This is a genomic window from Kitasatospora sp. CMC57, assembly GCF_045866025.2.
Lineage (GTDB): Bacteria > Actinomycetota > Actinomycetes > Streptomycetales > Streptomycetaceae > Kitasatospora.
Window position 1 is genome coordinate 6,193,596 of sequence record NZ_AP035881.2, and the last position, 25,927, is coordinate 6,219,522.

17 protein-coding genes and 3 rRNA genes are annotated in these 25,927 nt (G+C 68.2%); 17 read left to right on the forward strand and 3 right to left on the reverse strand.

Annotated elements, in window-relative coordinates; all coding sequences use genetic code 11:
- Nucleotides 1-10 precede the first annotated feature (10 nt).
- The 3 genes from ACKUU6_RS27840 to ACKUU6_RS27850 all read left to right on the forward strand — a co-directional run bounded on the left by ACKUU6_RS27840 (nucleotide 11) and on the right by ACKUU6_RS27850 (nucleotide 5,028).
- Nucleotides 11-1,219 carry a beta-ketoacyl-[acyl-carrier-protein] synthase family protein gene (locus ACKUU6_RS27840; RefSeq protein WP_407992260.1) on the forward strand — a complete coding sequence of 403 codons (1,209 nt, stop codon included), beginning with the start codon at nucleotides 11-13 and terminating at the stop codon, nucleotides 1,217-1,219.
- 284 nt (nucleotides 1,220-1,503) lie between these two features.
- Nucleotides 1,504-2,445 carry a hypothetical protein gene (locus ACKUU6_RS27845; RefSeq protein WP_407991322.1) on the forward strand — a complete coding sequence of 314 codons (942 nt, stop codon included), beginning with the start codon at nucleotides 1,504-1,506 and terminating at the stop codon, nucleotides 2,443-2,445.
- Between the two features lie 549 nt (nucleotides 2,446-2,994).
- Nucleotides 2,995-5,028, forward strand: coding sequence for an acetoacetate--CoA ligase (locus ACKUU6_RS27850; protein ID WP_407991323.1), 2,034 nt, complete (start codon nucleotides 2,995-2,997; stop codon nucleotides 5,026-5,028).
- 52 nt (nucleotides 5,029-5,080) lie between these two features.
- Here ACKUU6_RS27850 and ptsP read toward each other — a convergent pair whose 3' ends face one another.
- Both ptsP and ACKUU6_RS27860 read right to left on the reverse strand, forming a co-directional pair.
- Nucleotides 5,081-6,751, reverse strand: a complete 1,671-nt coding sequence (gene ptsP / locus ACKUU6_RS27855) for a phosphoenolpyruvate--protein phosphotransferase (protein WP_407991324.1) — start codon at nucleotides 6,749-6,751, stop codon at nucleotides 5,081-5,083.
- A gap of 85 nt (nucleotides 6,752-6,836) precedes the next feature.
- Nucleotides 6,837-7,286, reverse strand: coding sequence for a PTS sugar transporter subunit IIA (locus ACKUU6_RS27860; RefSeq protein WP_407991325.1), 450 nt, complete (start codon nucleotides 7,284-7,286; stop codon nucleotides 6,837-6,839).
- Between the two features lie 715 nt (nucleotides 7,287-8,001).
- Here ACKUU6_RS27860 and ACKUU6_RS27865 point away from each other — a divergent pair.
- From ACKUU6_RS27865 to ACKUU6_RS27930, 14 genes are all read left to right on the forward strand, one after another.
- Nucleotides 8,002-9,525 (forward strand): 16S ribosomal RNA (locus ACKUU6_RS27865).
- Nucleotides 9,526-9,809: 284 nt separating this feature from the next.
- Nucleotides 9,810-12,931 (forward strand): 23S ribosomal RNA (locus ACKUU6_RS27870).
- A gap of 84 nt (nucleotides 12,932-13,015) precedes the next feature.
- Nucleotides 13,016-13,132, forward strand: a 5S ribosomal RNA gene (rrf, locus tag ACKUU6_RS27875).
- Together the 16S, 23S and 5S rRNA genes form the textbook arrangement of a ribosomal RNA operon.
- A gap of 100 nt (nucleotides 13,133-13,232) precedes the next feature.
- Nucleotides 13,233-13,847 carry a CDP-alcohol phosphatidyltransferase family protein gene (locus ACKUU6_RS27880; RefSeq protein ID WP_407991326.1) on the forward strand — a complete coding sequence of 205 codons (615 nt, stop codon included), beginning with the start codon at nucleotides 13,233-13,235 and terminating at the stop codon, nucleotides 13,845-13,847.
- Between the two features lie 200 nt (nucleotides 13,848-14,047).
- Complete coding sequence (locus tag ACKUU6_RS27885) at nucleotides 14,048-16,543, forward strand: sugar phosphate nucleotidyltransferase (protein ID WP_407991327.1); 2,496 nt, start codon at nucleotides 14,048-14,050, stop codon at nucleotides 16,541-16,543.
- 143 nt (nucleotides 16,544-16,686) lie between these two features.
- Nucleotides 16,687-17,586 (forward strand): DUF881 domain-containing protein, encoded by a 900-nt coding sequence (locus ACKUU6_RS27890; RefSeq protein WP_407991328.1) that lies wholly within the window; start codon nucleotides 16,687-16,689, stop codon nucleotides 17,584-17,586.
- Complete coding sequence (locus ACKUU6_RS27895; protein ID WP_057236160.1) at nucleotides 17,583-17,915, forward strand: small basic family protein; 333 nt, start codon at nucleotides 17,583-17,585, stop codon at nucleotides 17,913-17,915. Before ACKUU6_RS27890 ends, ACKUU6_RS27895 begins: the two co-directional genes overlap by 4 nt.
- A 12-nt stretch (nucleotides 17,916-17,927) precedes the next feature.
- Nucleotides 17,928-18,770 (forward strand): DUF881 domain-containing protein, encoded by an 843-nt coding sequence (locus ACKUU6_RS27900; RefSeq protein ID WP_407991329.1) that lies wholly within the window; start codon nucleotides 17,928-17,930, stop codon nucleotides 18,768-18,770.
- Between the two features lie 181 nt (nucleotides 18,771-18,951).
- Nucleotides 18,952-19,818: an FHA domain-containing protein gene (locus ACKUU6_RS27905; protein ID WP_407991330.1), complete on the forward strand. Its 867-nt coding sequence runs from the start codon at nucleotides 18,952-18,954 to the stop codon at nucleotides 19,816-19,818.
- A gap of 89 nt (nucleotides 19,819-19,907) precedes the next feature.
- Nucleotides 19,908-20,615, forward strand: coding sequence for a MerR family transcriptional regulator (locus tag ACKUU6_RS27910; protein ID WP_407992261.1), 708 nt, complete (start codon nucleotides 19,908-19,910; stop codon nucleotides 20,613-20,615).
- Between the two features lie 51 nt (nucleotides 20,616-20,666).
- Nucleotides 20,667-21,137, forward strand: a complete 471-nt coding sequence (locus ACKUU6_RS27915; protein WP_407991331.1) for a bifunctional nuclease family protein — start codon at nucleotides 20,667-20,669, stop codon at nucleotides 21,135-21,137.
- Nucleotides 21,138-21,371: 234 nt separating this feature from the next.
- Nucleotides 21,372-22,049: a MerR family transcriptional regulator gene (locus tag ACKUU6_RS27920; protein ID WP_407991332.1), complete on the forward strand. Its 678-nt coding sequence runs from the start codon at nucleotides 21,372-21,374 to the stop codon at nucleotides 22,047-22,049.
- A 43-nt stretch (nucleotides 22,050-22,092) separates the two neighbouring features.
- Nucleotides 22,093-22,746, forward strand: a complete 654-nt coding sequence (locus tag ACKUU6_RS27925) for a SanA/YdcF family protein (protein ID WP_407991333.1) — start codon at nucleotides 22,093-22,095, stop codon at nucleotides 22,744-22,746.
- Between the two features lie 67 nt (nucleotides 22,747-22,813).
- Nucleotides 22,814-24,208, forward strand: a complete 1,395-nt coding sequence (locus tag ACKUU6_RS27930) for a DNA polymerase IV (protein ID WP_407991334.1) — start codon at nucleotides 22,814-22,816, stop codon at nucleotides 24,206-24,208.
- 150 nt (nucleotides 24,209-24,358) lie between these two features.
- Here ACKUU6_RS27930 and ACKUU6_RS27935 read toward each other — a convergent pair whose 3' ends face one another.
- Complete coding sequence (locus ACKUU6_RS27935; RefSeq protein ID WP_407991335.1) at nucleotides 24,359-25,798, reverse strand: MFS transporter; 1,440 nt, start codon at nucleotides 25,796-25,798, stop codon at nucleotides 24,359-24,361.
- Between the last annotated feature and the right edge of the window lie 129 nt (nucleotides 25,799-25,927).

Genomic DNA, 25,927 nt, shown 5'->3' on the forward strand with positions numbered 1-25,927 from the left:
GGGCGGGGCGATCGTGGTGACCGGCACCGGGCTGGTGACCCCGGGCGGCATCGGGACCGAAGCGACCTGGTCGACGGTGTGCGGTGGCCTCTCCGCCGCCCGTCCCGACCCCGAGCTCGCCGGACTGCCGGTGGCCATCTCGGGCCGAGTACCCGGGTTCGCAGCGGACTCGGTGCCGATCCGCCAGCCCTGGCGCTACGACCGCAGCACCCTGTTCCTCCTCGCCGCCGCGCACGAGGCGATGGCCGACGCGGGCCTCTCCAGCGGCAGCTGGGACGGCGCGCGGGTGGCCCTGGTGGTCGGCTCGGCCGCCGGTGGCGTCGGCACCCTGGAGACCCAGCACCGCAGGCTGCTGTCCGGCGGCCCCACCACCGTGTCGCCGCTCACCCTCACGGGGTACCTCCCAAACATGGCCGCCGGCCACCTGGCGCTCGAACTGGGCATCCGGGGCCCGTCCCTGCAGACCTCCACCGCCTGCGCCTCGGGCGCCACGGCGGTCATCACCGCCGCCCTGCTGCTGACGGCGGGCCAGTGCGACCTCGCCATGGCCTGCGGCACCGACGCCATGGTCACCCCACTGTGCGCCGCCGCCTTCGCCAAGATGGGCGCACTCTCCCGTCGCACCGGCGATCCGGCCCGGGCTTCCCGCCCTTTCGACCGGGACCGCGACGGCTTCGTGCTGGCCGAAGGAGCGGGCGTCCTCATCCTCGAACGCGCCGAGCACGCCGCAGCGCGCCGGATTCGGACGCACGCCACCCTGGCCGGCTACGCCTCCACCAGCGACGCCCACCACGCCACCGCGCCCGACCCACGGGGAACCGGCCTGCGCCGTGCCGTCACCACCGCCCTGGGCGCTGCGGACGCCACTCTCGCCGATGTCGACCACATCAACGCCCACGGCACCAGTACGCCGCTCAACGACCGGGCCGAAGCCACCACGATCCGCGAGCTGTTCACCCGTCACGCACCCACGGTGACCTCTGCCAAAGGGTGCCTGGGGCACACCATGGGCGCCGCGGGAGCCATCGAGGCGGTCCTCACCGTTGCCAGCATCGTCCGTCAGACGGTTCCCCCGACCGCGAACTTCACGGCACCCGACGACCATACCGACCGGGTGGACGTGGTCGCCGGCCCTGCCCGTCCCCAGCGGATCGATCTGGCACTGAGCCATTCCCTCGGATTCGGGGGCCACAACACGGTGCTCGCCTTCACCCGATAGCGGCGCCACGAGACACGGGCGGTCGGAAGGATTGCGGGAGAGCGGTACATGCAATCCGAATATCGTAAATTCGTGTTCGGCGGCCGTCGGAGTGAACTATCCCATCCGGAGCGAAAGCAGTGCCGAACCATCGAAGATCATGCTTGTGTCATATGACGAGGCCGATTTTCAGGGGGAAGGCACCGATGAACCGCACCCGCAGGTCTGAGCAGCTGACAACCAGTGAGGAGTTGCCCGACGACGTGGTGGTGGCGACGAGCGTTGTGCATCCCGGCCGTGGTCGGATGGACTGTCCCTCGGCACCGTTCCTGCGTGCCTGGCTGACGGACCGGGGCGTTCCCGCCGGACTGGCCCCACTGGAGCAGCCGCTCACGTCCGGCGGACCGGGTACCGCCTCGGTTCCCTTGGTCAGCTACCTGGACCCGGACGGGCGGGCGGTGGGCCTGGCCGTCGCTGCCCGGAAACGGTACGCCGACCTCGCGCGCGAATGCGTCGACGAGTGGTCGGCGGTGCTGAGGACCCGGCGGGTGATCCTGCCGGTCTGGCCGGAGCAGGGGAGAGGCCGACGGGAGATCCGCGTACCGGGAGCCCGGTTGGGGGAGTGTGCCAAAGCCCGCAGGGCCTGGGCGTCGGTGCGGAGGTTCCGGGAACGGGGGGACACGGTCCTGCTGCTCGGCCAGGCGAACGGCCACCGGCAGGACCGCCCGGCAACCGCCGACCCGGAGGGCTGTGTGACGGTGGTGGAGCCGGCGGACCTGGCGCGGCTCGGGGACCTGGACGGCAGTCGGTTGTCGTTCGTGATCCGCCCCTGCGCGCCGATCGAGGACGTGACCCCGCTGCTCCGGGCCCTGCGCGACCGGTTCCCGCTGCTCCGGGGCCAGCACCCCGCCGAGTGGTGCTACGTGATGTCGGACCGGCGCAGCAGCCTGCGGCTCGCCACGGAGGCGGCCGATCTGCTGCTCGTCCTCGGCCGGCCGGACGGTCCGCCGCCCGCGCCCCGGGCCATGGTCCCCGTCCGCTACCTGAGCTCCCTCGGCGACCTTCGGCCGCAGCACCTGCTCCGGACCTACACCATCGCAGTGAGCGCGACGGAGTCGTCCGCCCCCACCCCCGAGGAGCTGATCGGCGCACTGTCGGGGCTCGGACCGCTGAGCGTGGTGAAGCACCGCGTGACCAGCAGTGCGGGGGGGCTTGGCGTTCAGAACGCCAAGTACGTTAAGAACTGACCGGTCAGCCGTCACTGCTGCCCCTCTTTCCGGAGAAGGTGCTGATCAGCGCCGTGTCGACACCTCAGTTCCGGAAGGCGAATCGCCGGATCAATGACCACCCTCCGTTTCGATAGCGGGAATCTGCTCAGTGCCGGAAGGCGGATGAATAGCATGCAACCATGCACAACACCGGGCCTTTGACGGCCAAGCCGAAAGACATGACCTGCGGTCGCTGCAATGCCTCGGTGGAGGCGGTGTACGCAGGAGGGGAACGGGACGGTACGGGCACAGGAGCCAGCCGTTGGACAGCGGGACCGTGCCACAACCCACAGTGCTCCCGGACCGCGAAACCCCGCATCGGGGAACGGCAGATCTGACGCCGAGTCCGGCCCTCGATGGGCACCGCCACCTGGCGGTGCCCATCGAGGGCGCCGCAGGCGTGCGGCGGGCCTGCCCACCCTGGCGCGCGCGACGATCACGTGGCAGAGTCCAGCACCGTCAACGCTCCTCCGGGGCGGGCGGTCACGAGCCGGTCCCGTCCCACTGACCGGCCGGGAGACCACCACCGTGAGCACCCCACCCCAGGATCAGCCGCTCTGGCGGCCCGACCCCGCTCGCGCCGTCGCCACCCAGATCGTCGCCTTCCAGGCCTGGGCCGCCGAACACCACGGCGCGCCCGCAGCGCCGCTCGCGCCCGCCGCCGACGACGACCAGGCCGCCGCCCGGTACGCCGCCCTGCACGCCTGGTCCACCGAGGACCTGCCCCGGTTCTGGGGCGCCGTCACCGAGTGGTTCGACGTCCGGTTCAGCACCGAACCGGAGGCGGTGCTCACCGACCGGTCCATGCCCGGCGCCCGCTGGTTCCCGGGCGCCCGCCTCAACTACGCCGCCGAAGCCCTCCGCCGGGGCGAGCAGGCCGGCGACCGGGACAGGCCCGCGATCCTCCACCTGGACGAGAGCGGAGAGCCGCCTACCGCACTCAGCTGGGCCGAACTCCGCCGCCAGGTCGGCTCGTTGAGCGCCGCACTGCGCGAGCACGGCATCCGCCCCGGCGACCGGGTGGCCGGCTACCTGCCGAACATCCCCGAAGCCGTGGTCGCCCTGCTGGCCACCGCCGCCGTCGGTGCCGTCTGGACCAGCTGCGCCCCCGACTTCGGCGCCCGCAGCGTGCTCGACCGCTTCCAGCAGCTCGAACCCGTCGCCCTGATCGCCGTGGACGGTTACCACTACGGCGGCAAGAGCCACGACCGCCGCGAGGTGGTCGCGGAACTGCGCCGCGAACTCCCCTCCCTGCAGACCGTGGTGCACGTCCCGCTGCTCGGGACCGAGGCCCCCGAAGGCGCCCTGCCCTGGAGCACGCTGACCGCCGCCACAGCAACGTCGGGAGCGGGCGAACCGGTCTTCGAACCCGTCCCGTTCGACCACCCGCTCTGGGTGCTGTACTCCTCCGGCACCACCGGCCTGCCCAAGGCCATCGTCCAGAGCCAGGGCGGCATCCTGGTCGAGCACCTCAAGCAGGCCGGCCTGCACCTCGACCTCGGCCCCGAGGACCGGTTCTTCTGGTACACCTCGACCGGCTGGATGATGTGGAACTTCCTCATCGCCGGCCTGCTGGTCGGATCCACGATCGTCACCTACGACGGCAGCCCCGGCCACCCCGACACCGGCGCCCTCTGGTCGGTCGCCGCCCGCACCCGCGCCACCGTGCTCGGTACCTCTGCCGCGTACGTGATCGCCAGCCGCAAGGCCGAGCTGCACCCGGGCCGCGACCTCGACCTCTCCGCCGTCCGCTGCCTCGGCACCACCGGCTCGCCGCTGCCGCCCGACGGCTTCCAGTGGATCTACGACGAGGTGAAGCAGGACGTCTGGCTCGCCTCGGTCAGCGGCGGTACCGACGTCTGCTCCTGCTTCGTCGGCGGCGTCCCGACCCTGCCGGTGTTCCTCGGCGAGATCCAGGCCCCTTGCCTCGGCGCCGCCGTCGCGGCCTGGGACGTCAACGGCCAACCGCTCACCGACCAGGTCGGCGAGCTGGTCGTCACCGAACCGCTGCCCTCGATGCCGATCGGCTTCTGGGGCGACAAGGACGGCAGCCGCTACCACGACAGCTACTTCGACACCTACCCCGGCGTCTGGCGGCACGGCGACTGGATCACCGTCACCTCACGCGGCACGGTCGTGATCCACGGCCGCTCCGACTCCACCCTCAACCGGCAGGGCGTCCGGATGGGCTCCGCCGACATCTACGAGGTGGTCGAGCGCCTGCCCGAGATCACCGAGTCCCTGGTGATCGGCCTGGAGGAGGCCGAGGGCGGCTACTGGATGCCGCTCTTCGTCGTGCTCGCCCCCGGCGCCACCCTGGACGAGGACCTGACGGGCCGGATCCGTAGCTCGCTGCGCACCGAACTCTCGCCCCGGCACGTCCCCGACGAGGTGATCGCGGTGAACGGCCTGCCGCACACCCTCACCGGCAAGCGGATCGAGGTACCGGTCAAGCGCCTGCTCGCCGGCACCCCGCTGGAACAGGCGGTCAACCCCGGCTCGGTCGACAACCTCGACCACCTGCGGTTCTTCGAACAGCTCGGCCGCGACCGCCGCGGCTGAACGCCGAGAGGGGGCGTCCACCGACCGGTGGACGCCCCCTCTCGCTTGTCGACTACTCGCCGGAGAGCACTTGCTGCGCGGCGGCGCGCGCCTCCTCGGCGGTGTCCATCGCACGGGCGGCCTCCGCCGCCCGCCGGCACTGCGCCAGGGTGTACTTCGCCAGCGTCGAGCGCACGTACGGGATCGACGCCGCGCCCATCGACAGGCTGGTGACACCGAGGCCGGTCAGCACACAGGCCAGCAGCGGGTCGGAGGCCGCCTCGCCACAGACACCGCAGCTCTTGCCCACCGACCTCGCGGCCTCGGCCGCGAGCGCCACCAGATCGAGCAGCGCGGGCTGCCACGGATCCTGGAGACGGGCCAGCGCGCCGACCTGGCGGTCCGCCGCGAAGGTGTACTGAGCAAGATCGTTGGTGCCGAGCGAGAGGAACTCGACCTCGTTGAGGATCGAACGGGCCCGCAGCGCGGCGGACGGGATCTCCACCATCGCGCCGAACTTCGCCCTCAGCCCGGCCTCGCGGCAGGCGTCGGCGAACGCCCTGGCGTCGACCCGGTCGGCCACCATCGGGGCCATCACCTCGAGGTGGACCGGCAGACCCTCGGCGGCGCGGGCCAGTGCGCGCAGCTGGGTCCGCATCACCTCGGGGTGCTCCAGCAGGGTGCGCAGCCCCCGCACACCGAGCGCCGGGTTGGGCTCTTCCGCCGGTGTGAGGAAGTCCAACGGCTTGTCGGCGCCGGCGTCCAGCGCCCGCACCACCACCCGGCCCTCGGGGAAGGCCTCCAGCACCTTGCGGTACGCCTTGATCTGCTTCTCTTCGCTGGGCGCCTTCGCCGAGTCGTCCAGGAAGAGGAACTCGGTACGGAACAGGCCGACGCCCTCGGCGCCGTTCTCCAGCGCCGCCGACAGATCCGCCGGGCCACCGATGTTGGCGAGCAGCGGCACCTTGTGCCCGTCCGACGTCTGCCCCGGGCCCGAGGAGGCGGAGAGCGCGGCCCGCCGCTCGGCGGCGACCCGGCGCAGCTCGGCCTGCTTCTCCTCGGACGGGTCGATCAGCACCTCACCTGTGGAACCGTCCACCGCGACCAAGACGCCCTCCGGCAGGTCGGTCGCCCCGGGCATGGCGACCACGGCGGGCACCCCCATCGCCCGGGCCAGAATGGCGCTGTGGCTGGTCGGCCCGCCCTCCTCGGTGACGAAGCCGAGCACCAGCGTCGGATCCAGCAGCGCGGTGTCGGCGGGCGCCAGGTCCCGGGCGAACAGCACGTACGGCTCGTCGCTGTCAGGCACACCCGGCATCGGCACGCCGAGCAGCCGGGCCACGATCCGGTTCCGTACGTCGTCCAGGTCGGCCACCCGGCCGGCCAAGTAGTCCCCGGCGGCCGCGAGCAGCGCCCGGTACGCGGCGAATGCGTCGTAGACGCCGCGCTCGGCGCTGCTGCCGACGGCGATCCGGCGGTTCACGTCGGCGATCAGCTCCGGGTCCTGCGCCATCAGGGCCTGGGCCTCAAGCACTGCCTGCGCCTCACCGCCCGCCAGGTTGCCGCGGGCGATCAGATCCGCCGCGACCGCGTCCACGGCTGCCTGGGCCCGAGCCTGCTCGCGCGGCGCGTCCGCGGTGGGGATCTGGGTGGCCGGCGGTTCCAGCACGGCCGTGCCCATGTGCCGGACCTGGCCGATCGCGACACCGTGGCTGACACCTACGCCTCGCAGCGCCTGTTCCATTGGGGGTTCCTTTCACCCGGGTACTGGCCGAGCCGCCCCACCCCGGACTGCGGGACGGGACGGCGCGTCAGGTCTTCTCGGTCCGTCAGTTCCAGACGAACAGATTGCCGTCGACGGCGATGTCACCGGCCTCGACCACCCCGGAAAGTGCGTCCGGCGAGGCCTCCAGCGCGACGATCGGGGAGATCGGCGACTTGCCGGCCTTCTCGACCTCGGCCGGGTTCCAGCGGATGACGGCCTGGCCACGGGTGACCGTGTCGCCCTTGGACACCAGCAGCTCGAAGCCTTCGCCGTTGAGCTGGACGGTGTCGATGCCCAGGTGGGTCAGGACCCCGTGCCCGTCGGCATCCACCACGACGAAGGCGTGCGGATGCATGGAGACGACGATGCCGTCCACCGGAGCGACCGCCTCGGTGGGCTCACGCACGGGGTCGATAGCGGTGCCAGGCCCCACCATCGCACCGGCGAAGACGGGATCGGGCACCGCGGCGAGCCCGACGGCGCGACCAGCCAGCGGCGAGGTCACAGTGGTCATGGTGGAGCCTCCCAGGTACGGAGCACAGCGTGCCGCCGCAGGCAGCGGCGGTGGGATCGTGCTGAAGCCTAAATCATGTCAACTATGGACATTTTGCAAGCCGACGCCGACTGTTGACCCGAGTGGCGGGTCTGCCTCCGGCGTGCACGTTTGCTCTCCCGTCCCACCGTCGCCCCTGCTGGCAGGGGTTCGTTGGGGCACGAGTGGTCTAGTCCTCTTGGTTGACGCGCCGCACTCTACGCCATGCGGGTCCGTGGCGCTGATCGCACGGATCGGCGCGGCACAGAGAGGTGTCGGGCGCGTGCGCTGGGCCGAGCAGGTGAGCTCTGGGCGCCGGGCGCGAGCCTCGATTAGGCACTCCGCCGCAGAAGGGCTATGGTTTGTCGAGTCGCCGCGAGACGGTGATGAACACCGGATGACGGGTTCGAAAAACTTCGGTTAAAACGAGGTAAACGGATCTGCTAAGCTGGTGAACACGAACAAAGCACCCGGAGGGTCCGCCTGATAAGCGGCTCGAAGGAAGTGTCCGTTCCTTGAGAACTCAACAGCGTGCCAAAAGTCAACGCCAGATATGTTGACATCCCCGGCCTCACTTTGTGGGGTTGGAGATTCCTTTATGAAGTAAAACACTAGCGAGGACGCAGTGCGCGGGGCCGCCTATTCCGGTGGTTGCCGTGCCGCTCAACGCGAGTGGTTGCAGGATTACCTGCAGACATTCACGGAGAGTTTGATCCTGGCTCAGGACGAACGCTGGCGGCGTGCTTAACACATGCAAGTCGAACGATGAAGCTCTTCGGAGTGGATTAGTGGCGAACGGGTGAGTAACACGTGGGAAATCTGCCCTGCACTCTGGGACAAGCCTTGGAAACGAGGTCTAATACCGGATATGACCTTCCTCTGCATGGGGGTTGGTGGAAAGCTCCGGCGGTGCAGGATGATCCCGCGGCCTATCAGCTTGTTGGTGGGGTAATGGCCTACCAAGGCGACGACGGGTAGCCGGCCTGAGAGGGCGACCGGCCACACTGGGACTGAGACACGGCCCAGACTCCTACGGGAGGCAGCAGTGGGGAATATTGCACAATGGGCGAAAGCCTGATGCAGCGACGCCGCGTGAGGGATGACGGCCTTCGGGTTGTAAACCTCTTTCAGCAGGGAAGAAGCGCAAGTGACGGTACCTGCAGAAGAAGCACCGGCTAACTACGTGCCAGCAGCCGCGGTAATACGTAGGGTGCGAGCGTTGTCCGGAATTATTGGGCGTAAAGAGCTCGTAGGCGGCTTGTCGCGTCGGTTGTGAAAGCCCGGGGCTTAACCCCGGGTCTGCATTCGATACGGGCAGGCTTGAGTGTGGTAGGGGAGATCGGAATTCCTGGTGTAGCGGTGAAATGCGCAGATATCAGGAGGAACACCGGTGGCGAAGGCGGATCTCTGGGCCATTACTGACGCTGAGGAGCGAAAGCGTGGGGAGCGAACAGGATTAGATACCCTGGTAGTCCACGCCGTAAACGTTGGGAACTAGGTGTTGGCGACATTCCACGTCGTCGGTGCCGCAGCTAACGCATTAAGTTCCCCGCCTGGGGAGTACGGCCGCAAGGCTAAAACTCAAAGGAATTGACGGGGGCCCGCACAAGCAGCGGAGCATGTGGCTTAATTCGACGCAACGCGAAGAACCTTACCAAGGCTTGACATATACCGGAAACGGCTAGAGATAGTCGCCCCCTTGTGGTCGGTATACAGGTGGTGCATGGTTGTCGTCAGCTCGTGTCGTGAGATGTTGGGTTAAGTCCCGCAACGAGCGCAACCCTTGTTCTGTGTTGCCAGCATGCCTTTCGGGGTGATGGGGACTCACAGGAGACTGCCGGGGTCAACTCGGAGGAAGGTGGGGACGACGTCAAATCATCATGCCCCTTATGTCTTGGGCTGCACACGTGCTACAATGGTCGGTACAAAGGGCTGCGATGCCGCGAGGCGGAGCGAATCCCAAAAAGCCGGCCTCAGTTCGGATTGGGGTCTGCAACTCGACCCCATGAAGTTGGAGTTGCTAGTAATCGCAGATCAGCATGCTGCGGTGAATACGTTCCCGGGCCTTGTACACACCGCCCGTCACGTCACGAAAGTCGGTAACACCCGAAGCCGGTGGCCTAACCCGTAAGGGGAGGAGCCGTCGAAGGTGGGACCAGCGATTGGGACGAAGTCGTAACAAGGTAGCCGTACCGGAAGGTGCGGCTGGATCACCTCCTTTCTAAGGAGCACATAGCCAGACCGGGACGAATGCTCTCGGTTGGTTGCTCATGGGTGGAACGTTGACTATTCGGCACACACGGTCTGTTGGCCTCACAAGTACTGCTTCGGCGTGGAAAGTGGGTCGGTGAGGGCGGGTGTGTCGGGCACGTTGTTGGGTCCTGAGGGAACGGCCGTGAGGCTGTTGCTTCAGTGCCGGTCCTACTTGAGGACATCCTGTCAGGGGTGCCGAGGGTGGGTGTCTGGTCGTTGTTTGAGAACTGCACAGTGGACGCGAGCATCTGTGGCCAAGTTTTTAAGGGCGCACGGTGGATGCCTTGGCACTAGGAACCGATGAAGGACGTGGGAGGCCACGATAGTCCCCGGGGAGCCGTCAACCAGGCTTTGATCCGGGGGTTTCCGAATGGGGAAACCCGGCAGTCGTCATGGGCTGTCACCCGCACCTGAACACATAGGGTGTGTGGAGGGAACGAGGGGAAGTGAAACATCTCAGTACCCTCAGGAAGAGAAAACAACCGTGATTCCGGGAGTAGTGGCGAGCGAAACCGGATGAGGCTAAACCGTTTTGGTGTGAGACCCGGCAGGGGTTGCCAGAGCGGGGTCGTGGGAAAGTTCTTGATTGGTCTGCCGGCCGGTCGGTGAGTCAGAAACCGTATGGATAGTCGAAGGACATGCGAAAGGTCCGGCGTAGAGGGTAAGACCCCCGTAGACGAAATCTGTGCGGCTCACTTGAGCTTCTCCCAAGTAGCACGGAGCCCGAGAAATTCCGTGTGAATCTGGCGGGACCACCCGCTAAGCCTAAATATTCCCTAGTGACCGATAGCGGATAGTACCGTGAGGGAATGGTGAAAAGTACCGCGGGAGCGGAGTGAAATAGTACCTGAAACCGTGTGCCTACAAGCCGTGGGAGCGTCGGACATGCAGCTTGCTGTGTGTCTCGTGACTGCGTGCCTTTTGAAGAATGAGCCTGCGAGTTTGCGGTGTGTAGCGAGGTTAACCCGTGTGGGGTAGCCGTAGCGAAAGCGAGTCCGAATAGGGCGGTACAGTTGCATGCCCAAGACCCGAAGCGGAGTGATCTAGCCATGGGCAGGTTGAAGCGGAGGTAAGACTTCGTGGAGGACCGAACCCACCAGGGTTGAAAACCTGGGGGATGACCTGTGGTTAGGGGTGAAAGGCCAATCAAACTCCGTGATAGCTGGTTCTCCCCGAAATGCATTTAGGTGCAGCGTCACGTGTTTCTTGCCGGAGGTAGAGCACTGGATAGGCGATGGGCCTCACCGGGTTACTGACCTTAGCCAAACTCCGAATGCCGGTAAGTGAGAGCGTGGCAGTGAGACTGTGGGGGATAAGCTCCATGGTCGAGAGGGAAACAGCCCAGAACACCGACTAAGGTCCCTAAGCGTGTGCTAAGTGGGAAAGGATGTGGAGTCGCAGAGACAACCAGGAGGTTGGCTTAGAAGCAGCCACCCTTGAAAGAGTGCGTAATAGCTCACTGGTCAAGTGATTCCGCGCCGACAATGTAGCGGGGCTCAAGTACACCACCGAAGTCGTGTCATTGCAGCAATACCCCCAACGGGGGCTGTGATGGGTAGGGGAGCGTCGTGTGCCGGGTGAAGCAGCGGAGGAATCCAGTTGTGGACGGTTCACGAGTGAGAATGCAGGCATGAGTAGCGATACAAGAGTGGGAAACTCTTGCGCCGATTGACCAAGGGTTCCTGGGTCAAGCTGATCTGCCCAGGGTAAGTCGGGACCTAAGGCGAGGCCGACAGGCGTAGTCGATGGACAACGGGTTGATATTCCCGTACCCGCTTTGAAGCGCCAACGTCGAACCTCTGAATGCTAAGCCCGTGAAGCCGGCCCGGAGTCTTCGGACAAAGGGACGTGGTGGAGCCGGTGACCCAACAGGGTAGTAGGTGAGCGATGGGGTGACGCAGGAAGGTAGTCCAGCCCGGGCGGTGGTTGTCCCGGGGTAAGGGTGTAGGCCGAGTGATAGGCAAATCCGTCACTCATTAAGGCTGAGACCTGATGCCGAGCCGATTGTGGTGAAGTGGATGATCCTATGCTGTCGAGAAAAGCCTCTAGCGAGTTTCATGGCGGCCCGTACCCCAAACCGACTCAGGTGGTCAGGTAGAGAATACCGAGGCGTTCGGGTGAACTATGGTTAAGGAACTCGGCAAAATGCCCCCGTAACTTCGGGAGAAGGGGGGCCGGAACTGGTGATGAGTCTTGCACTCTGAGCTGGGGCCGGCCGCAGAGACCAGCGAGAAGCGACTGTTTACTAAAAACACAGGTCCGTGCGAAGCCGTAAGGCGATGTATACGGACTGACGCCTGCCCGGTGCTGGAACGTTAAGGGGACCGGTTAGTCAATCTTCGGGTTGGCGAAGCTGAGAACTTAAGCGCCAGTAAACGGCGGTGGTAACTATAACCATCCTAAGGTAGCGAAATTCCTTGTCGGGTAAGTTCCGACCTGCACGAATGGCGTAACGACTTCTCGACTGTCTCAACCATAGGCCCGGTGAAATTGCATTACGAGTAAAGATGCTCGTTTCGCGCAGCAGGACGGAAAGACCCCGGGACCTTTACTATAGCTTGATATTGGTGTTCGGTTCGGCTTGTGTAGGATAGGTGGGAGACTTTGAAGCGGCAACGCCAGTTGTCGTGGAGTCGTCGTTGAAATACCACTCTGGTCGTGCTGGATGTCTAACCTGGGTCCGTGATCCGGATCAGGGACAGTGTCTGGTGGGTAGTTTAACTGGGGCGGTTGCCTCCTAAAGAGTAACGGAGGCGCCCAAAGGTTCCCTCAGCCTGGTTGGCAATCAGGTGTTGAGTGTAAGTGCACAAGGGAGCTTGACTGTGAGACCGACGGGTCGAGCAGGGACGAAAGTCGGGACTAGTGATCCGGCGGTGGCTTGTGGAAGCGCCGTCGCTCAACGGATAAAAGGTACCCCGGGGATAACAGGCTGATCTTCCCCAAGAGTCCATATCGACGGGATGGTTTGGCACCTCGATGTCGGCTCGTCGCATCCTGGGGCTGGAGTAGGTCCCAAGGGTTGGGCTGTTCGCCCATTAAAGCGGTACGCGAGCTGGGTTTAGAACGTCGTGAGACAGTTCGGTCCCTATCCGCTGTGCGCGTAGGAATATTGAGAAGGGCTGTCCCTAGTACGAGAGGACCGGGACGGACGAACCTCTGGTGTGCCAGTTGTTCTGCCAAGGGCATGGCTGGTTGGCTACGTTCGGGAGGGATAACCGCTGAAAGCATCTAAGCGGGAAGCCTGCTTCGAGATGAATATTCCCACCTCCTTGAGAGGGTAAGGCTCCCAGTAGACGACTGGGTTGATAGGCCGGATGTGGAAGCCCTGTAAGGGGTGGAGCTGACCGGTACTAATAGGCCGAGGGCTTGTCCTCAGTTGCTCGCGTCCACTGTGTTGTTCTGAAACAACGACCCCCTGCCATGGTCACGGTGGGGTGCGGTTGACAGTTTCATAGTGTTTCGGTGGTCATAGCGTGAGGGAAACGCCCGGTTACATTCCGAACCCGGAAGCTAAGCCTCATAGCGCCGATGGTACTGCAGGGGGGACCCTGTGGGAGAGTAGGACGCCGCCGAACAATCATTCGCAGAAAGCCCCTCATCCTCACCGGATGGGGGGCTTCTCTGTTGTAGGGTCAGTGCCGCAACGTATTACGTACCGTACAGGGAGGCCCCCGAGTGGAGGTCCAGGAGACGCGCGTCCAGACCGACCGCGTCCTCACCATCCCCAACCTGCTGAGCATGGGCCGGCTGGTGGGCGTTCCGATCTTCCTGTGGCTGATTCTCTGGCCGGTGTTCGACGGGCCCAACAACGACGGTTGGGCGATCGCCATCCTGATGCTGAGCGGGATCAGCGACTATCTGGACGGGAAGTTGGCCCGCCGGTGGGGGCAGATCAGTCGGCTCGGTCAGATCCTGGACCCGGCGGCGGACCGGCTGTACGTGCTGTCCACCCTGGTCGGTCTGACCTGGCGGGAAATTCTGCCGTGGTGGCTGACCGCCATTCTGCTGCTGCGGGAGCTGTTCCTCGGTGCCCTGCTACCGATTCTGAGCAAGCACGGTTACGGACCGTTGCAGGTCAGCTTCCTCGGCAAGGCGGCCACGTTCAATCTGATGTACGCATTTCCGTTGCTGCTGCTGGGTGACGGCCACGGCTGGCTGGCCGACACGGCCGGCGTGGTGAGCTGGGCCTTCATCTGGTGGGGCACGGTGCTCTACTGGTGGGCCGGGATCCTGTACGCCATCCAGGTCAGGCAGCTGGTGAGGGCGGACGCCGCGGCAGCCGCCGGCTGACCCCGCACCACCCGTGCGGCGCCCCTTTGCGCGCCCCTCACCTGTGGCACACAACCCCTGATGGGACGTGGGACGAGACGAGTCCCACGTCCCATCGGTGCGTCGAGAGAGGGTTACCGGGTAGAGATGCCTTCGGAACGGTTTGATGGAACCCCCGCGCAGGGGGTATTCCAGAGCCGCGAAGGAGGACGCACCCAGATATGAAAGCCGTTGTGATGGCAGGGGGCGAGGGAACTCGCCTTCGCCCGATGACCTCGAGCATGCCCAAACCGCTGCTGCCGGTGGCGAACCGTCCGATCATGGAACATGTCCTGAGGCTGCTCAAACGTCACGGCCTCACGGACACCGTGGTCACCGTCCAGTTCCTCGCCTCACTGGTGAAGAACTACTTCGGTGACGGTGAAGAACTGGGTATGCACCTCACCTACGCCAACGAGGAGACGCCGCTCGGTACGGCCGGCAGCGTCAAGAACGCTGAGGACGCGCTCCGGGACGACTCCTTTCTGGTGATCTCCGGTGACGCTCTGACCGACTTCGACCTCACCGATCTGATCGCGTTCCACCGGCGCAAGGGAGCGCTGGTGACGGTCTGTCTGACCCGGGTACCGAATCCGCTGGAGTTCGGGATCACCATCACCGACGACGAGGGCCGGGTGGAGCGGTTCCTGGAGAAGCCGACCTGGGGTCAGGTCTTCTCGGACACCGTGAACACCGGCATCTACGTGATGGAGCCGGAGGTCTTCGACTACGTCGCGGCGGGCGAGTCGGTGGACTGGTCAAGCGATGTGTTCCCGCAGTTGCTCAAGGAGGGCAAGCCGGTCTTCGGCTACGTCGCCGAGGGCTACTGGGAGGACGTGGGCACCCACGAGAGTTACGGCAAGGCGCAGGCCGACGTCCTGGAGGGCAAGGTCGACGTCGAGCTGGACGGCTTCGAGATCTCCCCGGGGGTCTGGATCGCCGAGGGCGCGGAGGTGGACCCGGAGGCGATCCTGCGCGGACCGCTGTACATCGGGGACTATGCCAAGGTCGAGGCCGGGGTGGAGCTCCGCGAGCACACCGTGCTGGGCAGCAACGTGGTCGTGAAGCGCGGTGCGTTCCTGCACAAGGCGGTGATCCACGACAACGTGTACATCGGGCCGCAGAGCAATCTGCGCGGCTGCGTGGTCGGCAAGAACACCGACGTCATGCGGGCCGCCCGGATCGAGGACGGGGCGGTGATCGGTGACGAGTGCCTGATCGGCGAGGAGTCGATCATCTCGGGCAACGTCCGGGTCTACCCGTTCAAGACGATCGAGGCCGGCGCCTTCGTCAACACCTCGGTGATCTGGGAGTCACGCGGTCAGGAGCACCTGTTCGGGGTGCGCGGTGTCTCGGGCATCCTGAACGTCGAGATCACCCCGGAGCTCGCGGTCCGGCTGGCGGGCGCGTACGCGACCACGCTCAAGAAGGGCGCCACCGTCACCATCGCGCGTGACCACTCGCGTGGTGCGCGAGCGCTCAAGCGGGCGATGATCTCGGCGCTTCAGACCAGCGCGATCGACGTCCGCGACCTGGAGAACGTGCCGCTGCCGGTGGCACGCCAGCACACCGCCAGGGGCGGTGCGGGTGGGATCTTCCTCCGTACCTCGCCGGGGGTACCCGACTCGCTGGACATCCTGTTCTTCGACGAGCGCGGCGCCGACCTGTCGCAGGCCGGGCAGCGCAAGCTGGACCGGGTCTATGCGCGGCAGGAGTACCGGCGCGCGTTCCCCGGTGAGATCGGCGACCTGTCGCACCCGGGCAGCGTCTTCGACTCCTACGCGGGCAACCTGTTGCGCGCGGTGGACATCAGCGGTGTCCGGGAGGCCGGGCTGAAGGTGGTGGTGGACGCCGCGCACGGCAGTGCCGGGCTGGTGCTGCCGAGCATCCTGGGCCGGCTCGGGGTCGAGGCCCTGACCGTCAGCGGCGGTCTGGACGAGGCGCGGCCGACCGAGGACGCAGAGTCCCGGCGGGCCGGCCTGGCCCGGCTGGGTGAGCTGGTGGCCTCCTCGCGGGCGGCGTTCGGGGTGCGGTTCGACCCGGTGGGCGAGCGGGTGGCCTTCGTGGACGAGCTCGGCCGGGTGATCGGCGACGACCGGGCGCTGCTGGTGCTGCTGGACCTGGTCGCGGCCGAGCGCCGCAGCGGGCAGGTGGCGCTCCCGGTGACCACCACCCGGATCGCGGAGCAGGTGGCGGCATACCACGGCACCCAGGTCACCTGGACCAGCACCTCGCCGGACGACCTGGCCAAGGCGGCCTCGGCGGAGGGCACGGTGTTCGGCGGTGACGGGCGCGGCGGCTTCATCGTGCCGGAGTTCAGCGGAGTGCTGGACGGCGCGGCGGCCTTCGTCCGGCTGGTGGGCCTGGTGGCCAGGACGCAGCTGACGCTCAGCCAGATCGACGCCCGGATCCCGCAGGCGCACATCCAGCGCCGGGACATCGCGACGCCGTGGGCGGCCAAGGGCATGGTGATGCGTTCGGTGGTCGAGGCGGCGGGCAACCGCCGATTGGACACCACCGACGGCGTGCGGGTGGTGGAAGCGGACGGGCGGTGGACGCTGGTCCTGCCCGACCCGGCCGAGGCGGTCACCCACCTGTGGGCCGAGGGGCCGGACGACGAGGCCACCCAGCTGCTGCTGGACGAGTGGGCCGCTGTGGTGGACGGCGCAGGTCGGTAGCGGAAAACCCCGGGGCGGGCGGCGACGGCCGCCCGCCCCGCGGCGTTCCCGGGCAGCGGACGATCACGATCGGGTGGTCATTCGCCGCGTGTACGGCAGGGGGTGTGCACGGCGGCCGCCCGCGACATGGGACGATGTTCCGCATGCCAGCATCGCCGACGCCGAGTGACCGGGACGGACGCTACTCCCGCCCCGACGCCTCGATGTCCCTGCTGACCAGCGTGATGGACCACGGCCTGGACGAGGGCTACGCCGAGGCGGCCAGGGCCCACGAGGGCGAGGGCCCGCGCCGGATGCCGACCGCGCTCAAGGGCAAGGCGGTGCTCGCGCTCGGCTTGGCGCTCGCCACCGTCGTGGTGACGGTCGGCGCGGTCACCTCACGCCAGGCTGCACCGACCCTGGCCAAGGAGCGGGACGCCTTGGTGCAGCGGGTCAAGGACGCGAACGGCAACACCGACCACCTCCAGCAGCAGATCCAGGACCTGCGCGGCAAGGTCGACCGGGCGCAGAGCCAGGCCCTCCAGGCCGACGGCAACGAGGCGCTGGCGCAGCTGGCCGGCCGGGCCGGCACCGCCGCCGTGAGCGGCCCCGGGGTGAAGCTGCTGCTGGAGGACGCGTCCGGTACCGGCGCAGGCGGCTCGGTCTCCAACCCGCGCGAGGCGGAGGGCTTCCAGAACACCGGTCGGCTGAAGGACCGTGACATCCAACTGGTCGTCAACGGCCTGTGGCGGGCCGGGGCCGAAGCCGTCTCGGTGAACGGGCAGCGGCTGACCGAGCTCTCCGCGATCCGGGCGGCCGGTGACGCCGTGCTGGTGGACAACCGGCCGCTGGTGCCGCCGTACACGGTGCTCGCGATCGGCGACGGTGCGAAGTTCGCCCAGACGTTCCAGGACGGCGAGGCGGGGCGTTACCTCAAGCTCATCCAGGACGGGTACGGCATCAAGTCCACCCTGACCGTCCAGAAGAACCTGACCGTGCCGGGTGCGCTCGGCATCACGCTGCGCTACGCGCAGCCCGACACCTCAGGAGCAGCTACACCGTGATTGCCGTTCTGGGTCTCGTGATCGGCGTGGTCGTCGGTCTGATCGTCCAGCCCGAGGTGCCGGACGCCGTGGTGCCCTACCTGCCGATCGCGGTGGTGGCGGCGCTCGACGCGGTCTTCGGTGGTGTCCGGGCGATGCTGGACGGCATCTTCGACGACAAGGTGTTCGTGGTCTCGTTCCTCTCCAACGTGGTGGTCGCGGCCCTCATCGTCTACCTGGGCGACCAGCTGGGCGTCGGGTCGCAGCTGTCCACCGGCGTGGTGGTGGTGCTCGGCATCCGGATCTTCTCCAACGCGGCGGCCATCCGCCGGCACGTGTTCCGGGCCTGAGGAGGGGGATCGATGGCAGCGGAAGAACATCCCGAGGAGCAGCGGCCCGAGCCGACCCCGGAGCCCGAGTCGCCCCCCGAGCCTGAGCCCGCCCCTGAACGGACGCCTCAGCCTGCGCCAACGCCTGAGCCGGCGAACGACCCGCGCCGTCGGCTGAGTGTCGCGCTCTGGCCGCCCCGGCTGTCCCGGGGCCAGGTCGTGGTGGCGACGCTGCTGATGGTGCTCGGCTTCGCGCTGGCGGTACAGGTGCGGTCGACCAATGACCACAACCAGCTGCGCGGTGCGCGGCAGGAGGACCTGGTCCGGATCCTGGACGAACTGGACAGCCGTCAGCAGCGTCTCCTCCAGGAGAAGACGCAACTGGAACAGTCCCTGGCGCAGTTGGAGAACAGCTCCAACCAGGCCAAGGAGGCCCAGGAGCAGACCAGGAAGAAGGCGACGGAGCTCGGGGTGCTGGCCGGTACGGTCCGGGCCACCGGCCCGGGGATCGTGCTGACGATCGATGATCCCCAACGGCAGGTGAAGGCGGATATGCTGCTGGACACCCTGCAGGAACTCCGAGCCGCAGGGGCGGAGGCGATTCAGATCAACGACGTGCGAGTGGTGGCAGGCACCTACTTCACCGACACGGACAACGGCGTGCAGGTCGACGGCAGGACCGTCTCGGCGCCGTTCCGGTTCACCGTGGTGGGGAACCCGCAGGACCTGACGCCCGCGCTGAACATCCCGGGCGGCGTGGTGCGCAGCCTGGAGAAGCAGCAGGCACGTGCCACCATCACCCAGGAGCAGAAGGTCGTCGTGGACGCCCTGGCCGCTCCGACGGTTCCTCAGTACGCCAAGCCGGCGGCGAAGTGACGGCCCGAGTTCCGTACGGTCCGTCAGTTCCGGACCGCCCCCGGTGCGGGCGGCCGCTCCGGCGTCGGAGACACTGGGACGTACCGCTCGCCCGATCGCGGCCGCCAGTCCGGCCGACCGCCTGTCCGAGCCTCACACCCTGCCCCGCGGGCGGGTCTGTCACACGCAAGGGGATTCGCCCGTGAGTCTGTTCTCGAAGCTGTTCGGCCGTACCAACCGCCGCCCCGCGGCCGTCGAGGAGCCGACCGCGCGGCACCGCCGTGCGGACGAGTCGTCCGTGCCCGCGATGCGGCCCGCGTCCGACCAGGCGCAGTACTCCGAGCGTCCGCTGTACCGCGAGGGCGGGCAGAATCCGGCGGGCTACGGCGCGTCGGCCGACGGTTCGGGCGCTCCGCGCATAGGTTTCCAGACGGGACCCTCAACCTCCGGTGGAGGGTTCGCCCAGGAGAACCCCTATGCCGATCACACCCTGCCGGGTGTGCCGCACCAGGAGGCAGCGCAGATGGCCGGTGGTCCGACTCCGTGCCTCCGGTGCGGGAACCTGAACCCGGCCACGGCACGCTTCTGCTCCAACTGCGGTACGGCGCTGCGCGGCGGGCAGCTGCCCGAGGGCGCGGCCGAGACCACCTCGACGATCTCGATCTCCGGCCTGGAGTCGTACGACCCCAACACCACCACCGGCACGGGCGCCACTCCGGCGCTGTCGGCCGAGGTGCTGTCGGCGATCGACGCGCTGCCGCCGGGCTCGGCCCTGCTGATCGTCCAGCGCGGCCCGAACTCGGGCAGCCGCTTCCTGCTGGACGCGGACGTGACCACGGCCGGGCGTCACCCCGAGGGTGACATCTTCCTGGACGACGTCACGGTCTCCCGTCGGCACGTGGAGTTCCGGCGCCACCCGGGCGGCTTCACGGTGGCCGACGTGGGCAGCCTGAACGGCACCTACGTCAACCGCGAGCGGATCGACGAGGTGCAGCTCAACAACGGCGACGAGGTGCAGATCGGCAAGTACCGGCTGGTCTTCTTCGCCAGTCACCAGCGGGGGTACTGAACCCAACGTCGGCAGGAGCCCGAGTGACCGCGCACACCCCCAGCACCGTCGAGCTCTCGCCCCTCCCCGGCTCGCGCCGGGCGGGCGAGGTGCGGCGGCGCGGTGACGAACTGCTCAGCATCGGTGCGGTGCTGACGTTCCTCCGGGACGACTTCCCCGAGGTCACCATCTCGAAGATCCGCTTCCTGGAGGCGGAGGGCCTGGTGGAGCCGCAGCGGACGCCCTCGGGCTACCGCAAGTTCAGCTCCGCGGACCTGGACCGGCTGGCGTACGTGCTGCGGATGCAGCGGGACCACTACTTGCCACTGCGGGTGATCCGCGAGCACCTGGACGCGATCGAGCGCGGCGAGGCGCCCCCGGCGCTGCCCGCGCCCGACAACCGGCCTGGGCCGCTGGAGGAGGCGGACCGCGAGTTGGTGGCCCCGGGCGGCGGGGTGCGGCTGGGCCGATCCGAGCTGCTGGCGGCCGCCGAGGCCGGCGAGGCCGAGCTGGTCGAGTGGGAGTCGTACGGGCTGATCTCGGCCGGTCCCGACGGCGGGTACGACGGCGAGGCGCTCCAGGTGGCCCGGCTGGTGGCGGAGCTGGGCCGGTTCGGTCTGGAGCCGCGGCACCTGCGGGCGGTGAAGGCCGGGGCCGAGCGTGAAGTGGCCCTGATCGACCAGGTGGTGGCCCCGCTCCGGCGCCACCGCAACCCCCAGACCCGGGCCCACGCCGAGGCAACCGCGCGGGAGCTGGCCACCCTCTCGGTCCGGCTGCACGCGGCCATGGTGCAGGCGGGGCTGCGTTCGCGGACGTAGCGCTGACCGGCTGCGCTTTCATATCCGGGGCAGGGGTCATAGGGTTGCGATGTGAACGAGCTCGACGTCGTGGGTGTCAGGGTGGAGATGCCTTCCAATCAGCCGATCGTGCTGCTTCGGGAGGTAGGAGGCGATCGGTACCTGCCGATCTGGATCGGTCCTGGTGAGGCGACGGCGATCGCCTTCGCCCAGCAGGGCATGACTCCGGTGCGGCCGCTGACCCACGACCTGTTCAAGGACGTGCTGGAGGCGCTCGGCCAGCAGCTCACCGAGGTCCGGATCAGCGACCTCAGGGACGGCGTCTTCTACGCCGAGCTGATCTTCTCCGGCGGCGTGGAGGTCAGTGCCAGGCCGTCCGACGCGATAGCGCTGGCGCTGCGCACCGGTACGCCGATCTTCGGGGCCGAGGAGGTCCTCGCCGAGGCGGGCATCGCGATCCCGGACGAGCAGGAGGACGAGGTGGAGAAGTTCCGCGAGTTCCTCGACCAGATCTCGCCGGAGGACTTCGGCGGTCAGCAGTAGCCCGGTCGCAGTAGTCCGCCGCGCCGGCCGTCCGCAAATCCGGTTTTGCCAAAGGGCGTTCGCATACCCACACCAAGGGCACGAAAAACCACTCCGCCGAGTGACATTGTCACCGGAGCCCGGCGTGGCGATCGTTGACGGGTCCGGGGCGACTGCTTACCGTCAGGAGTGGCTCCGGTCGGTTACGCCTTCCGGGGGCCGACGGGGCATCAGGACGAGCGGACGGAGGTAGGCATGAGCGGCATGGGCGACGAAGCAGCCGTCGGAGGCCAGTGCTCCGTGCACGTCCCGCGCTCCGCGCGCAGTGTGCTGGAGCGGGCCCGCGAGGGTGCAGGGGCCGAGCTGGAGCTGCCTAGGGTCAGCCGGTTCCCCGCGATCCAGGCGGGCCAGCCCGCGATCGAGCGGCTGGAGCCGACCTCGGCGCTGGTCGGCTACCGGGGCCCGACGGCCTGTGCGGCGGCCGGTATCACCTACCGCCAGCTGGACTACTGGGCCCGGACGGGCCTGCTGGAGCCGAGCGTGCGGACGGCCTACCCGGCCAGCTCGCAGCGGCTGTACAGCTTCCGCGACGTCCTGCTGCTCAAGATCGTCAGAAGGCTGCTGGACGCCGGGGTGTCCCTGCAGAACATCCGGGTCGCGGTCAGTCACCTGCGCGGCACCGACGCCGAGGACCTGACCGGGCTGACCCTGATGTCCGACGGCGCCACCGTGTACGAGTGCACCACGCCGCAGCAGGTCGTCGATCTGCTGAAGGGTGGTCAGGGCGTGTTCGGGATCGCGGTGGGCGCGGTCTGGCGGGAGCTGGAGACGGCCCTGAGCCGGTTGCACGCCGAGCGCACCGACACCGGCGAGACCATGGTCGGCCAGGACCCGGCCGACGAACTGGCCCAGCGCCGCAACCGCGCGGGCTGACCGCGCGTCGCTCTCCCCGGAGGAACGATCAAGGGGAGAGACGATGCGTCGAGCGGTGCAGCGGCGGCTGTTCCAGGCCGTGGTGGCGGCGAGCGCGGTGGCCCTGGCGCCGATGACCTGGCTCTGGCTCGGCGCGGGGGACAGGGTCGGCACGGTGGCGCAGGCGCCCAGCGCCCCGGTGGCGGTGGTGTTCGGGGCGGGCCTGTTCGACGGCAAGCCCTCGCCCTACCTGGCCCACCGGCTGGACGCGGCCGTGACGCTCTATCAGGACCGGCGGATCCAGGCCGTCCTGGTGACCGGCGACAACAGCAGGACCGAGTACGACGAGACCGACGCGATGCGCGACTACCTGGTGGAGCACGGTGTGCCGGGGACGCGGGTGGTCGAGGACTACGCCGGCTTCGACACGTGGGACTCGTGCACCCGGGCGCAGCGGATCTTCGGCGTGGAGCGGGCGGTGCTGATCAGTCAGACCTTCCACGTCCGCCGGGCGCTGGCGCTCTGTCAGGCGGCGGGCATCGACTCGTACGCGGTCGGGGTGGACGAGCCGAACGACCGCACCTGGTACTACGGCGGGCTGCGGGAGATCCCCGGGGCGGGCAAGGCGGCGCTGAACGCGCTCTTCGAGCCGGACCCGAAGTTCCTCGGTGAGCAGGAGCACGGCCTGAGCCGGGCACTGGCGGACGCGGCGCGCTGATCCGGCACCTGACACAGCGGGACCGGATCGCCCGGAAACTGTCGTACCCCTGCGGGATGATCGAGACGTGCGGTCAGTGCCGAGCATCCTCCACCTCGACATGGACGCCTTCTTCGCGGCGGTGGAGCAGGCGGCCAAGCCGAGCCTGCGCGGGAAGCCGGTGATCGTGGGTGGTCTCGGCGGCCGGGGCGTGGTCTCCACCGCCTCGTACGAGGCGCGGAGGTTCGGCGTGCACTCGGCGATGCCGATGGCCCAGGCCCGGCGGCTCTGCCCGAACGCGGCCTTCCTGACCGGCAGGTTCGAGGCCTACCGGCAGGTCAGCGAGTTGGTGATGGGCCTGCTCCGGGAGCTCTCCCCGCTGGTCGAGCAGCTCAGCGTGGACGAGGCCTTCGTCGATCTGGAGGCGGGCCCGTACGGTCCGCTGCTGGCGGCGGCCGGACCGGTGGCGGCGCCGGAGCTGATCATGGCGATCGCGGCCGACCTGCGGGCGGACATCGCCGAGCGGACGGGCCTGACGGCCTCGGTCGGTCTGGCCACGTCCAAGCTGATGGCGAAGATCGCCTCGGAGCAGGCCAAGCCGGACGGTCTCGTGCTGGTCGAGGCCGGGCAGGAGCGGGCGCTGCTGGCCACCATGCCGGTCCGGGCGCTGCCCGGCATCGGTCCGGCCACCGAGCAGGCGCTGCGCCGGGTCGGCCTGGAGAAGGTGGCGGACCTGACGGCGGCGGGGGAGGCGGAGCTGGTCCAGCTGCTGGGGCGCTCGCACGGGCTCGGCGTGTTCCACATGTCGACCGGTGAGGACGACCGCCCGGTGGTGCCGGACCGGGACGCGAAGTCGGTCTCGGTCGAGGACACCTTCGAGGTGGACCTGCTGGACCGCGGGCGGGTGCTGGAGGAGATCGACGTGCTGGCGGTGCGCTGCGTCCGCCGTCTGCACGCGAGCGGCCGCTCGGGGCGGACGGTGGTGCTCAAGGTGCGCCGCTTCGACTTCTCCACCCTGACCCGCTCCGAGACGCTTCGGGCGCCCACCGACGACGAGACGGTGATCGCCGAGACGGCTCGGCGGCTGGCGCTGCAGGTGGACATCACCGGTGGCGTCCGGCTGCTCGGGGTCGGGGTGTCGCAGCTGGCCGACTTCACCCAGGAGGACCTGTTCGCGCAGGCGGAGCAGGCCGAGCGGGCCGAGCGGGCGGCGCTGGAGGAGGGGCGCGAGGAGACCAGGGCCGACCCGGAGCCGGTGGTGGAGGAGATCCGGCACTGGCGCCCCGGCCAGGACGTGACGCACGCTCAGCTCGGCCCCGGCTGGGTGCAGGGCAGCGGCGTCGGCCGGGTCACGGTGCGGTTCGAGACACCGCAGAGCGAGATCGGCCGGGTCCGTACCTTCGCGGTGGACGACCCGGAGCTGACGCCGTCCAGGCCGCAGCCGCTGCGGCCTGGCATGGTGCTCCCGGACGAGGAGGACTGACGGACGGGAGCGGCCCCCGACACCGTGTCCAGTGGTGTCGGGGGCCGCTCCCGTTGCAGGGCCGTTCCGTGCGGTCGTGATTGCCCTCACGTACCGCCGTGGGCCCGGCGACCGCGCGACCCGTCCCTGAGCGCGCGGTCGGACGCCTCGTCAGGCGTCGGTCTTCACCAGCTCCGGGGCGGAGGCGGCAGCCTCGACCGGGGCGGGGGTGGTCTTGATCCTGCGGATCGCGAACGGCACCACGGCGGCGACCAGGCACATCGTGCCGGCCACCCAGAACGCGTGCTGGTAGGCCGCCAGGGTGGGCAGCGCGACCGGCAGGTGCGGGATCAGGTCACCGGTGAGGATGGCGCCCATCACGGCGGTGCCGATGGCGCCACCGACGGTGCGCAGGACCGCGTTCATGCCGTTGGCGATGCCGGACTGCTCGACCGGGACGGCGCCGTTGATGTACGCGGGCATCGCGGCGTAGGCGAGGCCGACGCCGAGGCCGAACACGGCGGAGGAGAGGTAGATGTCGGCCTCGGCCCCGTGGCGGAGCGCCAGGTAGATCAGGCCGATACCGCCGAGCAGGCCGCCGAGGACCAGCGGCAGGCGGGGCCCGCGGCGGGCGATCAGCAGCGCACCGACCGGGGCGGCGACCATCGAGCCGACGGCGGAGGGAAGCAGCATCACGCCGGCGTGCAGCACGCTGGCGGTGAAGCCGTAGTGGGCGAGCTTCTCCGGGGTCTGGGCGAAGTTGCTGATGACCAGGAACGAGCCGTACATGCCGAAGCCGATCAGCATCCCGGAGAGGTTGGTGAAGGCGACGGCCGGACGGGCCATCATCTTCATGTCCACCAGCGGGTGGGCGACCCTGACCTCGATCAGGCCCCAGACCAGTGCGATCACCGCGGCGAGGGCGAACAGGCCAAGGGTGCGGTTGGAGGTCCAGCCCCAGGTGTTGCCCTGGCTGACCGCGACCAGCAGGGCGGAGAGCCAGCCGGCCAGGGTGATCGCGCCGAGCGGGTCGGCGCCGCCGTTCTTGTCGGTGACCGGGTCGGTCGGGACCCGGAAGATCACCAGGACGACGGCCAGCAGGCCGAAGGCCAGGCCCATCCAGAAGATCGACTTGTAGTTCCAGTGCTCCAGCAGCAGGCCGGTGGCGACCAGGCCGAGGCCGCTGCCGACGCCCATCGAGGCGCTGATCAGCGCCACGCCGCCGGTGACCTTCTCCCTGGGGAGCTCGTCCCGGACGATGCTGATCGCCAGCGGGAGCACCCCGCCGCCTGCGCCCTGCAGGACGCGGGCGACCACCAGCCAGGTGAACGAGTGGGTGCCGACCGCCAGGGCAGATCCGGCGACCAGGCCGCCGAGCGAGACCAGCAGCATCGGCTTGCGGCCGCGCAGGTCGCCGAAGCGGCCGAGCAGCGGGGTCAGTACGGCGGCGGACAGCAGGTTCGCCGTCATCAGCCAGGTGATGTTCGAACCGGAGACGTCCAGTTCCTTGGCCAGGGAAGGCAGGATCGGGACGACCGCGGTCTGCACCACGCTGAACGCCAGCATCGCCAACACCAGGGCGGGGAGCACGCGCGCGCTGCTCGGCCTCACGGATTTTCCTCCAGTTCGGGCCACCCGTGCGGAGAGCTTCAGGTGGACGAAAGTAAATGAACTGAAGTAACCATGGCGCCAGATACTTCACTCTGTCAAATATTGCTTGGTGAAGCTTTGGCAAAGTGG

Excerpts from the sequence above, each read along its gene's own strand:
- ACKUU6_RS27885 (WP_407991327.1), top strand. The coding sequence starts at position 14,048 with ATGAAAGCCGTTGTGATGGCAGGGGGCGAGGGAACTCGCCTTCGCCCG.
- ACKUU6_RS27845 (WP_407991322.1), top strand. The coding sequence starts at position 1,504 with ATGGACTGTCCCTCGGCACCGTTCCTGCGTGCCTGGCTGACGGACCGG.
- ACKUU6_RS27890 (WP_407991328.1), top strand. The coding sequence starts at position 16,687 with ATGCCAGCATCGCCGACGCCGAGTGACCGGGACGGACGCTACTCCCGC.
- ACKUU6_RS27925 (WP_407991333.1), top strand. The coding sequence starts at position 22,093 with ATGCGTCGAGCGGTGCAGCGGCGGCTGTTCCAGGCCGTGGTGGCGGCG.
- ACKUU6_RS27860 (WP_407991325.1), bottom strand. The coding sequence starts at position 7,286 with ATGACCACTGTGACCTCGCCGCTGGCTGGTCGCGCCGTCGGGCTCGCC.
- ACKUU6_RS27900 (WP_407991329.1), top strand. The coding sequence starts at position 17,928 with ATGGCAGCGGAAGAACATCCCGAGGAGCAGCGGCCCGAGCCGACCCCG.
- ACKUU6_RS27920 (WP_407991332.1), top strand. The coding sequence starts at position 21,372 with ATGAGCGGCATGGGCGACGAAGCAGCCGTCGGAGGCCAGTGCTCCGTG.
- ptsP (WP_407991324.1), bottom strand. The coding sequence starts at position 6,751 with ATGGAACAGGCGCTGCGAGGCGTAGGTGTCAGCCACGGTGTCGCGATC.